11 protein-coding genes are annotated in these 11,321 nt (G+C 69.5%); 7 read left to right on the top strand and 4 right to left on the bottom strand.

Annotated elements, in window-relative coordinates:
- Window positions 1-317: 317 nt before the first annotated feature.
- Complete coding sequence (locus tag LDL21_RS13495) at window positions 318-1,025, bottom strand: MerR family DNA-binding transcriptional regulator (protein ID WP_225280300.1); 708 nt, start codon at window positions 1,023-1,025, stop codon at window positions 318-320.
- Window positions 1,026-1,106: 81 nt separating this feature from the next.
- Between LDL21_RS13495 and LDL21_RS13490 the strand changes: the two genes are divergently transcribed.
- The gene (locus LDL21_RS13490; protein WP_225280299.1) at window positions 1,107-2,264 is read left to right on the top strand and encodes an erythromycin esterase family protein; all 1,158 of its coding nucleotides are present in this window, start codon (window positions 1,107-1,109) and stop codon (window positions 2,262-2,264) included.
- 78 nt (window positions 2,265-2,342) lie between these two features.
- Here LDL21_RS13490 and LDL21_RS13485 read toward each other — a convergent pair whose 3' ends face one another.
- Together LDL21_RS13485 and LDL21_RS13480 are read right to left on the bottom strand one after the other, a co-directional pair.
- Window positions 2,343-3,722 carry a TldD/PmbA family protein gene (locus LDL21_RS13485; protein ID WP_225280353.1) on the bottom strand — a complete coding sequence of 460 codons (1,380 nt, stop codon included), beginning with the start codon at window positions 3,720-3,722 and terminating at the stop codon, window positions 2,343-2,345.
- Between the two features lie 8 nt (window positions 3,723-3,730).
- Window positions 3,731-5,260 (bottom strand): TldD/PmbA family protein, encoded by a 1,530-nt coding sequence (locus tag LDL21_RS13480; protein ID WP_225280298.1) that lies wholly within the window; start codon window positions 5,258-5,260, stop codon window positions 3,731-3,733.
- A 133-nt stretch (window positions 5,261-5,393) separates the two neighbouring features.
- On the opposite strand from LDL21_RS13480, the gene LDL21_RS13475 reads away from it, so the two are divergent.
- Complete coding sequence (locus LDL21_RS13475; RefSeq protein WP_303745828.1) at window positions 5,394-6,038, top strand: TetR family transcriptional regulator; 645 nt, start codon at window positions 5,394-5,396, stop codon at window positions 6,036-6,038.
- Here LDL21_RS13475 and LDL21_RS13470 read toward each other — a convergent pair.
- Window positions 6,035-6,802, bottom strand: a complete 768-nt coding sequence (locus LDL21_RS13470) for a TSUP family transporter (RefSeq protein WP_067635509.1) — start codon at window positions 6,800-6,802, stop codon at window positions 6,035-6,037. The two genes, LDL21_RS13475 and LDL21_RS13470, sit on opposite strands and share 4 nt — an antisense overlap.
- Before the next feature lie 56 nt (window positions 6,803-6,858).
- On the opposite strand from LDL21_RS13470, the gene LDL21_RS13465 reads away from it, so the two are divergent.
- The 5 genes from LDL21_RS13465 (at window position 6,859) to LDL21_RS13445 (ending at window position 11,121) form a co-directional block, all read left to right on the top strand.
- On the top strand, window positions 6,859-8,025 hold the full coding sequence (locus LDL21_RS13465; RefSeq protein WP_225280297.1) for a sensor histidine kinase: 1,167 nt from the start codon (window positions 6,859-6,861) through the stop codon (window positions 8,023-8,025).
- 21 nt (window positions 8,026-8,046) lie between these two features.
- Window positions 8,047-8,706, top strand: a complete 660-nt coding sequence (locus LDL21_RS13460; RefSeq protein WP_225280296.1) for a response regulator — start codon at window positions 8,047-8,049, stop codon at window positions 8,704-8,706.
- Between the two features lie 73 nt (window positions 8,707-8,779).
- The gene (locus LDL21_RS13455) at window positions 8,780-9,271 is read left to right on the top strand and encodes an FxsA family protein (protein ID WP_225280295.1); all 492 of its coding nucleotides are present in this window, start codon (window positions 8,780-8,782) and stop codon (window positions 9,269-9,271) included.
- A 32-nt stretch (window positions 9,272-9,303) separates the two neighbouring features.
- On the top strand, window positions 9,304-9,507 hold the full coding sequence (locus LDL21_RS13450; RefSeq protein ID WP_067492208.1) for a hypothetical protein: 204 nt from the start codon (window positions 9,304-9,306) through the stop codon (window positions 9,505-9,507).
- Window positions 9,508-9,537: 30 nt separating this feature from the next.
- Window positions 9,538-11,121, top strand: coding sequence for an amidohydrolase (locus LDL21_RS13445; protein ID WP_225280294.1), 1,584 nt, complete (start codon window positions 9,538-9,540; stop codon window positions 11,119-11,121).
- The last annotated feature ends 200 nt before the right edge of the window (window positions 11,122-11,321 follow it).

Below are 11,321 nucleotides of genomic sequence, written 5' to 3'. Positions count from 1 at the left end.
CGAGGAGGGTCCGCCGCGAAGCGGCGCAGCGGCCCGGCCGCGCGAACAGCGCTCGAAGCGCATGCGCGAAGCGCGAGTCTCGAGCGCTGTTCGCGCGGCCCCTCAGGGGCCGCGCTCGAGCGCGCCAGCGCTCCAACAAACACAGCCCAATACCTTTGTGGTGCACAAAACACCGAGGGCGTTACACACCACCAGGAATCCGCCAGGTGGCACCACTCGAGCCGTCCAGTCGGGCCGAACCTGCAGTACGTGAAAGCCCCGACCGGTACCCGAGACCACCAGTTCAACAGTCACGAACACTATTCCAAGGCAACCACTTACACGCCGAGCTCACCCACATACCCGTGAAACACAGCTCCCGCATCAAGCATCGCAAGCCCCTGCTCGGTCAGCTTGCCCTCCCATCCGCTCAATGCAGCAATCAGACCCTCGGTACTCCCTGCCCCACGGATCTGCGCAATGACGACCGCGATGTGCTCGAGCCGGTAAAAACCGCGACGGAGAATCGCCGCCAGATGAGCGTCACGACGGTCGGTGGACGTGTACATCCGGTAGCCGGTGGCGGAATCGCGGACAGGCAAGAGGATGCCTGCCGCTTCCCAAGCTCGGAGCGTGGCAGGGGTGAGCCGCAGATGCCCGGCGAGTTCACCAATGGTGTACGCAGCTTCGGAATCCACTGTGGAGAAGGATGATTCGCTCGTGAGGTGGTCGACCGCGCGGCGGACAGAGGCGAGAGTTTCGCGGTCCTCGAGTAGACGAGCGTGAGCACGGTCGATCTCGGTGAGAGCCGTGTCGAGGCGGTCGTCGTGCAGCGCACGCATGATGCGACTCGCGGTGGCATGGCCGAAGGCGGAGATCAAGGTGAGGTAGGTGCGCAGAGCGGCCGCGTGGAGCTCTGTGTAGACGCGGTAACCGGCGGGGGTGCGGTCGGCGGGTGGGAGACACCCGTCCTGTTCGTAGTTGCGCACCGCCTGGGTGGAGATGCCGTGCTCCTGGGCCAGATCCGACGGACGCAGATTCCTCACAGTTTGAGACTTTACTCGGCTATTATCGAAGATAAGCCTGGCCAGGTTTACACCGTTTCTTCAACGATACGATGTACTCATATGAATCAGAGAATCTGGAACACCATCCCGTCCACCTGCGAGCTCCTCGCATTCGGCGAACCCACGCACAAGGAACCGGGCTTCGCGGCCGTGCGCAACGAATTGTTCGGCGAACTGGTAGACGGAGGTTTCCGGTCCATCGCCCTGGAAACGGACCGGGCCGCCGCCCTCACCGTGGACGACTATGTACGCCACGGCGTCGGCACCCTCGACGAGGTGATGAGGACCGGGTTCACGCATGGTTTCGGCGCCTTCGACGCCAACCGGGAACTGGTGACCCGGCTACACGCCCACAACACCGAACTGCCGCCCGAGGACCGCGTGAGCATCCACGGTTTCGACGGCGCGATGGAAACCATGTACGCACCGAGTCCGCGCCCATACCTCGAATATGCCTGCGACTACCTGCAACTCGACCTCGACATCGGCGAGGTGGCCGGTGCGGACGACCGATGGAATCGCACCGAGGCGATCATGGACCCGGCCGTCTCGGTGGGCGCGGGCACCGATGCCGCGCGCCTGCGCGTCATCGCCGACGACCTGCTCGTCCGCCTCCATGCCAAGGCACCGGAACGAATCGCCGCCACCTCGCTCGACGAATGGCGCAAGGCCGCAGTCCATCTCACCACCGGACTCGGGCTGCTGCGCTACCACGCACGAGCCGCCGACCCTCTTCCCGACGACGAACGGTGGTCGGCGTTGTCCGCCACCCGCGACGCCCTGATGGCCGAGAACCTGCTCGACATCCGCACCGTCGAGAGTTCACGCGGCCCGACCCTGGTGTGCGCCCACAACCTGCACCTGCGCCGCACCTCGAGCATCATGCGAATGGGTCCGATGAATCTCACCTGGTCGGGCGCGGGCGCGATCGTCGCGGCACTGATGGGGCAGCGCTACCAGGCGATCCTCGGCAGCCTCGGGCGCAGCGCCGGCCTGGAACTCGGCGAACCCGACCCGGGCACGTACGAGGGCATACTCCAGAAGGCAACACCCACTTGGGGGTTGGTGGCCGCCGATACCCTCGGCAATGCCGAAATCCGGACGGATACGAAACCCGAACAGGGCTACTTCCCCTTGGATCCCGACACCATCGAGGGTGCGGACGTGATCCTGCACCTGGCGGAGGGAAGCGCCACCAGTCTCGCCGACTGGGGCTAGAGCCCACTGCCGGGTCGCGCGGTCGCGTAGGCGAACCCTGGGCCGGCGGTGCGGGCATGCACCGCCGGCCCCTTCGGCTCAGGTCGCCTGGCTCACCGACGACATGTGGAAGTCCGGAATCCGCAACGGGGGCATAGCCGTTCGACTGAACCAGTCCTTCCATTCGCGAGGAAGAGTGATCTCGGTCGCGCCTGCTTCCGAGACCCGCCGCAACAGGTCGAGGGGGCTCTCGTTGAAGCGGAAGTTGTTCACCGCGCCGGTGACTTTTCCGTCTTCGACGAGGTACACACCGTCGCGGGTGAGGCCGGTGAGCAGCAGGGTTGCCGGATCGACCTCGCGGATGTACCACAGGCAGGTGAGCAGCAAGCCGCGTTCGGTGCGGGCGATCATGTCGTCCAGGGTGGCGTCGCCGCCGCCGGTGAGCAGCAGGTTCTCGCCGGGAACCGTTGCGGTGGTGCCGAATTCGGCGGCGGTGGCGCGCGGGTAGATCAGCGATTCGATGGCGCCGCCGGAGATCCAGTCGACACGCCGCGCGGACAGACCGTTGTCGAATACCGACAGCGACTCCGACGAGGAGGGTGTCGCCACGAACGGCCGGTACTCGAGGCCGCTCGCCTTCGGGTCGGAATACAGGGTGAGCGGGAGGTCGGTGAGTCGCTCACCGACACGCGTGCCGCCCGCACGGGCGAAGGCGTTGTGCCCTTCCTGGGCGCCGCGACCCTCCATGCTCCACGCCATGTAGATCATCAGATCCGCGACAGCCGAGGGCGGCAACAAGGTTTCGTAGCGGCCCGCGGGCAGGTCGACCCGGCGGGCGGCCCAGTCGAGGCGCCGCGAGAGCTCCGACAGCAGCCCGGGTGTGTCCACATCGACGAAATCGGGTGTCCCGACGCCGACCCAGGCGCTGGCGAGATCGCTGCCCTCCCCGCGCTTTCCATTGATCTCGACCGACCCCGTCGGCTGGGTGAACCGGCGGCGGATGCCCGTGGAGGTGCCGAGCCAGGTGGTGTGCACCTGGTGGTGGGCGAAACCGTAGAGCCGGTCGGTGCCGTCGAACCCGGCCGACAGATCGCGCGCCAGCCCGGCGAACACCTCGATCCCGGTGCTACCGGGCGCCTGCTCCCAGGTGGCCGAATCGTCCTCGGTCGGCTCGAGCAGCGGCATGGCGTCCTGGGCCGGTTCGGCCGTGCGCGCGGCCTCCTCACCGGCCCGCACGACGGCCGCGATGTCGGCCGGATCGACACTGGTCGACGAGATCGAGCCCACCCGAGCTGAGTTCGGTCCGTCGCGGAAGATCGAGATCACCGCCCACGACCGCGACACCGACGAACCGTTGGTGGTCATCGAATTACCGGCCCACCGCAGGGACGCCTCGTGCGCGTCGGTGACGAGCACGATCGCCTCGTCGGCCGTCGACGCGGCAAGTGCTTGCTCGACCACCGCCCCCGCCGGAAACACACTCGCGCTCACTGGCCGCCCTCCGTCCGGGTGTTGAGAATATTGACCCCGCGCACCAGCACCGACGGGCAACCGTGACTCACCGCCGCCACCTGACCCGGTTGAGCCTTACCGCAATTGAACGCCCCACCCAGCTGCCACGTGCTCGGCCCGCCGACCGCCTCCATCGACCCCCAGAAATCGGTTGTCGTGGCCTGGTAGGCGACATCACGCACCTGACCGGCCAGCTCCCCGTTGCGGATCCGGAAGAACCGCTGTCCGGTGAACTGGAAGTTGTAGCGCTGCATATCGATCGACCAGGATTTGTCGCCTACGACGTAGAGGCCGTCCTCGACCCGCGAGATCAGCTCGGCAGTGCTCGTGTCGCTGTCGGGATCCGGTTGCAGCGACACATTGGCCATCCGCTGGATCGGTACATGGTGCGGCGAATCGGCGTAGGAGCAGCCGTTGGAGCGGTCCAGGCCGAGGCGCGGGGCGAACACGCGGTCGAGTTGATAGCCGACGAGGACACCGTCGCGCACCAGATCCCACCGCTGGCCAGCCACACCCTCGTCGTCGTAGCCGACGGTGGCCAGCCCGTTCACCTGCGTGCGGTCACCGGTGACATGCATGATCGGTGTGCCGTACCGCAAGGTGCCGAGCTTGTCGGGAGTGGCGAACGACGTACCCGCATAGGCGGATTCGTAGCCGATCGCCCGGTCGTACTCGGTGGCGTGCCCGATGGATTCGTGGATGGTGAGCCACAGGTTGGTCGGGTCGATCACCAGATCTGTCGGCCCGGCAACGACCGAAGGCGCCTTCACCTTCTCGGCCAGCCAGCCGGGGATCCGCGCGAGTTCGTCTGCCCAGTCCCAGGTTCCGTCGGCGCCGGTGACGTACTCCCACCCGCGGCCCGCGGGCGCGGCGAGCGTGCGCATGGTCTCGAACACCCCGGCCGCGGCGTCGACGGTCACCGCTTCCAGTTCCGGATGCAACCGCACCCGCTGCTGGGTGATCGATGATCCCGCGGTGTCGGCGTAGAAAGTCTGTTCCTTGACCTGCAACACCGAGGCGGTGACGTGGTCGACACCGTCGGCCGAGGACAACCGCCCCGAATAGTCCTGCAGCAGCGCCACTTTGTCGGCCGTCGGCACCGCGAACGGATCGAGATCGTAGGCCGACACCCAGGACACGTCGTCGTAGACTGGTTCGTCGGCCAGCTCCACCCGCTCCCGGTTCAGCGAACGCAGAGCTCGCGCGACGGTCACCGCGCGACGCGCTACCTCGGTGGCGGTGTCGGGGGTGAGGGCGGCGTGGGACGCGAAACCCCAGGTGCCGTCGACGATCACACGCACCGCCAACCCGAGTTCGGTGGCATCGGTGACCGCCTCGACCCGGCCGTCACGCAACCGGATCGACTGGGTCACCAACCGCTGCACCCGTAGATCGGCGTGTTCGGCTCCCGCCGCGCGGGCCGCCGACAACGCGGCCTCGGCCAGCGCGGCGAGCCCGAGCGCGCGGAACTCTTCGTCCACCTCGTGTGAAGTCGTGGTACTCACCGCGACTACGCTAGCGGCTCCCACCGACACGTGCCCAGGCCTGCGTGAAAACCGGGCCGTGGCAGCGACAACCGTGACGCGCGGGCCCCGATCCTCCCGCCGGAGATCCCGCGGATGCCGTAGGGTGCCCGCCGTGCCGCCATCTGCCCTCCGCGATCGAAAAAGGGAACGAACCCGTCGTGCGATTCTGCTGGCCGCCGTCGAATTGTTCGAGGCAGCAGGCTATGAGGAGACCACCGTCGCCGAAATCGCGGCCGCGGCCGAGGTCGGCACCCGGACCTTCTTCAACTACTTCGCCAGCAAGGAAGAACTGCTCTTTCCCGAACCCGACGACCGCGTGCGCGCGGCGGTCGCGGCCATCGCCACCCGCAGGCCGGGGGAGCGACCCGTCGAGGTGTTGCTGCGTGCCCTGCGCGCAGCGGGCGACAACCCCGGCGAACACCTCGTCGACGACCTGGGCGCCCGCATCGCCGCCCTGCGCGCCCGCGTCTCGCGCACCGTTCCGTCGGTGAGCGGTCGGGCCGCGCATGCCCAGCTCGTCGCCCAGCGCGAGATCGCCAGGCAACTGCACCTGGCGTTTCCCCACGAACTCGACGAGGTCGGCGCCGCCGCCCTGGTCGGCGCCGTGGTCGGCGCGGTCTCGGGCGCGTTGACGGTGCTGTTCCAGCAACCGCAGCACAGCATCGACGACGGTGAACGCCTGCACCGCAAGATCCACGAAACCACTTCGCGGGTGCTGCAACCGTGGCTGGCCGCCCAACCCGACGCGGTGCGCTAGGCGAACTGCTGCCAGCCCAGCCGCACCACCATCACCACGACGACAACCAGCAGCACCACCCGGACGAAGCCCGCGCCCTTGGCCAGCGCCATCCGCGAACCCACAACGGCACCGGCGATATTCGCCACCGCCATGCCCGCGCCGAGCCCCCACAGCACGTGCCCGGTGGCGCCGAGATACAGCAGTGCGCCAACGTTCGACCCACAATTGATGACCTTCGCCATCGCCGCGGCGCGCACGAACTCGGTGCCGAGCAGGGTGGCGAAGGTGATGATGAGGAAGGTTCCGGTGCCGGGGCCGAGCAAACCGTCGTAGAGGCCGATGAGGCCCGAGGCGAGCGCGACGACCAGGATCACCTTGCGTCGCGTCGGTGGGTGCGTCGCCATCGTCAACCCGACCTTCGGGCGCAATGTCACGAAGATCGCCACGCCGACGAGCACGACCATCACCATCGGGATGAACAGTTCGCGGTCGATGAGCGACACGGCCGCCGCACCGCACGCGGCGGTGATCGCGGCGATCACCCCACCGGGCACCAGCACCTTCCACTGCATCGGCACCTTGCGCGCGAAGGTCAGTACCGCCGTGGCTGTTCCCGCCAGCGCGGCCATCTTGTTCGTGCCGAGCGCCGTCTGCGGTGCGATGCCGGGGGCGACCAGCAACAGGGTGGGCAGGATGATCAGCCCGCCGCCGCCGACCACCGCGTCGACCCAGCCCGCCGCCGCAGCGGCTACCAGTAGCACCGTCCAGTCTCCGAGTTGCACGCGTCAAGGCAATCAAGATCACGGCCGGAAAGCCAGCGGGCGCCTAGGCTTGGCCGGTGCGCCGGTTCAGTCTGTGGCTTCGTGGCCGACCCATCGTCGCCGACTCCCTCCTCGCGGCGATGCTGCTGTGCTTCGACGTCCTCGGCGTGGGCGAGGCCAGGAACAAGGTCGTCTACCTCGCGCTGTCGGTGCTGTTGCCGTTGCCGGTGGTGCTGCGCCGTCTGTACCCGCGAGCGATGGCCGCGGTGTTGCTCGTGCTGTCGCTGCTGTGCACGTTCACCGCCTACCTGTTGAACGAGAGCACCGCACCGCACGTGGCGCTGATCGGGCTCGGGGTGATGCTCTACACGCTGGTGGCCTACGTCGGACGCCGTGACGGGCTGATCTATGTCGGCTTCCTCGCCCTCGATCTGGGTCTGTCGGTGCTGCTGGTGCGGGAGCCCAAGGGCGGCGACCTGATCCTCGTCGGCGCCATCTACGCGCTGTGCTGGACGCTGGCGGAGTTCAACGGCGCCCGGCACGCCTACGACGCCGAGGTCGCCGCGCGGCTCGCCGTCGCCGACTACGACAAGGAACGCCGCGCCCACGAGGCCGTCGCCGCCGAACGCACCCGCATCGCCCGCGAACTCCACGACGTGGTCGCGCACGCGGTGAGCGTCATCATCGTGCAGGCCGACGGCGCGAAATACGCCCTGCGCACCGACCCGGACGCCGCCGAACGCGCGCTGTCGACGATCGCGGGCACCGGCCGCGACGCCCTGCGCGAACTGCGCCGCACCGTCGCCCTGTTACGCACCGAGCACGCACCCGAACTGCTGCCCCAGCACGGCAGCGCGGGCATCGCGCAACTGGCGCAGATGATGCGTGAGGCCGGCCTGGCCGTCGACCTCGAGCTCACCGGCGAACTCGACGACATCGCTCCCGAGGTGAGCCTCGGCGTGCACCGCATCGTGCAGGAGTCGCTCACCAACACCCTCCGGCACGCCGGTGCGAGCGCCAAGGCCGTGGTGCGGGTGCAGCGCGGCGCCGAGGAGATCCTGGTCGAGATCACCGACAGCGGCGGAGTTCCCGTGCAGGAGAGCTCGATTCACGGTGGCGGTATGGGCCTGGTCGGCATGCGCGAACGCGTCGCGGTGCTCGGCGGCACCCTGCACGCGGGCAAGCTGCCCGACGGGCGTTGGCAGGTGAGCGCCCGCCTCCCGCTACGCGCCGAAACCGATTGAACGGGCCGTTAGGGTGAGGGAATGCCGATCAGTGTGCTCGTGGTGGACGATCAGGAACTCATGCGGATGGGCCTGAAAATGGTCCTCGGCGCCCACCCCGACATCGAGGTCGTCGGCGAAGCGGCCAACGGCGAGGAAGCCGTGCGCCGTGCGGGGGAACTACGTCCCGACGTCGTGCTGATGGATGTGCGCATGCCGGTGGTCGACGGCGTCACCGCCACCGGCCGCATCGTCGCCGCCGGTGACGGCGTGCGCGTGCTCGTGATGACCACCTTCGACCTCGACGAACACGCCCTCGGCGCGCTGCGCGCGGGGGCGAGCGGCTTCCTGCTCAAGGACACCCCGCCGGAAGACCTCGTCTCGGCGATCCGCAGTGTCGCCGCCGGTGACGCCGTGGTGTCACCCAAAGTGACCAAACGCCTGCTCGACCGCCTCGTCGCCGACGACCCGGCCGGGCTGCGCGACCCGTCGGTGCTCGACGTGCTCACCGTCCGCGAACGCGAGGTGCTCGAGCAGATCGCCGCCGGACAGAGCAACGCCGAGATCGCCGCCGCACTGTTCCTGTCCGAAGCCACCGTGAAGACACACGTGGGCCGGGTGCTCACCAAACTCGGGCTGCGCGACCGGGTGCAGGCGGTGGTGCTGGCGTACGAGACCGGGCTGGTGCGGCCCGGAGGGTGAGTGATCGGCCACGGGCCGGGAGAAAAAACGCGTGCTCGTGCGTTGAACGGGTAGATCGTCCGAAAGGATCACCATGACCGCCCTGCTGTTCGTGCTCTACCTCGTCGTCGAGATCGCCGCTCTCGTCGGCCTCGCCCAGGTGATCGGGGTCGGGTGGGCGCTGCTGGTGCTCGTCGCGGTCTCCGGTGTGGGACTGGCCCTGCTCGCCAAACAGGGGCGGCGGGTGTTCGACCGGTTCCGCCGGGCCTCGCGCGGTGAGTTGAGCGCGGAGAGCGCGGTCGCCGACGGGCTGCTCGTCGCGACCGGATCGGTCCTGCTGTTCGTGCCGGGGCTGGTCACCGGGGTGCTCGGGCTGCTCGCCCTGTTCCCGCCCACCCGCGCGCTGCTGCGCCCGGTCCTCGAGAAGCTCGGCACCCGGCGCTTCGGCCCGCTGCCCTCGTTCGCGCCTTCGCCCTACCGTGGCGTGGTCGTCGACGCCGGGGGTGACGTGGTCGACGGCGACGTCGTCGGCCAGTGGTACGACGACGGTCACACCCGCGGCCCCCGCGCGCTGGGTTCCGCCTGACCGGCCCGCGCCGACGGTCTACAGTGACCCGCATGGCCACCGAGCAGATCACCGTCACGGTGAGCGAGGAACTGGCCGACGCGGTACGCCGAGCGAGTACCGCTGCCGGACAGTCGATGTCGGACTTCACCACCGCCGCGTGGCGGTTGGAACTGATCGCCGCCCGAGCGGGCGGACACACACCGGCGGGACTCGGCGACGCCGACGTGTGCGCCGTGCTGTCCCTGCCGACCTGACGATCCGCCGATACGGCAGACTGGGGCACCGTGAGTACCCAGTTGCTGATCGGCGGTCGTTTCTACAGTTCCAGTTCCCCGGACGCGACCGCGATGGCGGTCACCGACGGCACCGTGGTGTGGCTCGGCGCCGAGGCGCCCGGGCGTGCCATGCACCCCGACGCGGAGATCATCGACCTCGACGGCGCGTTCGTCGCGCCCGCGTTCGTCGACCCGCACGTCCACGTCACCGCCCTCGGACTGCGGCTCACCGGGCTGGATCTGCGCGGCGCGCGCTCGCTGGCCGACCTCCTGGACGCGGTGCGCGCCCACGCCGCGCGGCAGCCCGACGGGGTGATCATCGGAGACGGCTGGGACGACACCACCTGGCCCGAGCAGCGGCCGCCGACGGTCGCCGAACTCGACGAGGCCGCCGGGCCGGGCAGGCCGGTCTACCTCGCGCGCATCGACGCGCACTCGGCCGTCGCGTCGTCGGCGCTGCTCGACGCCGCCGGTGAGACCGGCGACCGTGGCGAACCGCTGCGCGCCGACGCCCACCACCGGGTACGTGCCGTCGCCCTGGCCGGACTGTCTCGCGCCCAACGGGATTCGGCCCGCACCGCCGCCCTCGACAGCGCCGCCGCGCACGGCATCGTGGCCGTGCACGAATGCGCCGGACCCGACATCTCGAGCCGCGACGACGTGCGTGAACTGCTCGCCTTCGACCACGGCGTGCAGGTGCGCGCCTACTGGGGCCAGGCCGTGCGCGGCGCGGACGAGGCGCGCGCGCTGCTCGGCGAACTCGGCGTGCACGGACTCGGCGGCGACCTGTTCGTCGACGGGTCGCTCGGCTCACACACTGCGCTGCTGCGCGAACCGTACGCCGATGCCGCCGACTGCGGGAAGAACTTCCTCGACGCCGATTCCGTCACCGACCACCTGCGCGCCTGCACCGAAGCCGGGATCCAGGCCGGGTTCCACGCCATCGGCGACGCGGCCATGGACCTGGTGGTCGACGGATTCGCCCGGGTCTCGAGCGAACTCGGCGGCCCCGCCGTCGCCGCGCGCGGGCACCGGGTCGAGCACGCCGAGATGACCGACGCCGCCGCGATCGAACAGCTCGCCCGGCTCGGAGTGATCCTGTCGGTGCAACCGGGCTTCGACGCCGCCTGGGGCGGAACCGACGGCATGTACGCCACCCGCCTCGGCGCTGAGCGCGCCGCCGGGCTCAATCCGTTCGCCGCGATGGCGGCCGCCGGGATCTCCCTAGCGATCGGCTCCGACGCCCCCGTGACGACTCTGAATCCCTGGGTGCAGATCCGTGCCGCGGTGCACCACCGCACCTCCGGCCACGGACTCTCACCGCGCGCCGCCTTCGCCGCCGCCACCCGTGGCGCCTGGCGCGCGGGCGGTGTCCGCGACGGGATGGCGGGCACCCTCGTCCCCGGTGCCCCCGCGTCGTACGCGATCTGGGACGCGGGCGATCTCGTCGTCGCCGCGGCCGCCGACACCGTCCAGCGCTGGTCGACCGACCCACGTTCGCGCGTCCCCGGCCTGCCCGCCCTCGATCCGGACGCGCCCCTGCCGACCTGCCTGCGCACCGTGCACAACGGCACGACCATCTACGCGGCCTGAGCCGACCCGCCACGAATCACGGAGCGCGACAGCATGATCGACCCCGCCACCGGCGACCGGCCCCTACCCACCGAGCCATCGGGACCGGCCGAGGGACCTGCGTATCCCGGCGACAAGGAGCACGAAAGTCCTTCCGTGCCGGAAGCGGGCACTGTCGACGTCCGCTCCACTGAGCCGGGAAGGTCGACGCACCGGCCCGC

Source organism: Nocardia rosealba, from assembly GCF_020216065.1.
GTDB classification, from domain to species: Bacteria; Actinomycetota; Actinomycetes; order Mycobacteriales; family Mycobacteriaceae; genus Nocardia; species Nocardia rosealba.
The sequence above is the reverse complement of the archived record's forward strand: the minus strand, read 5'-3'. Positions and strand labels throughout refer to the sequence as shown.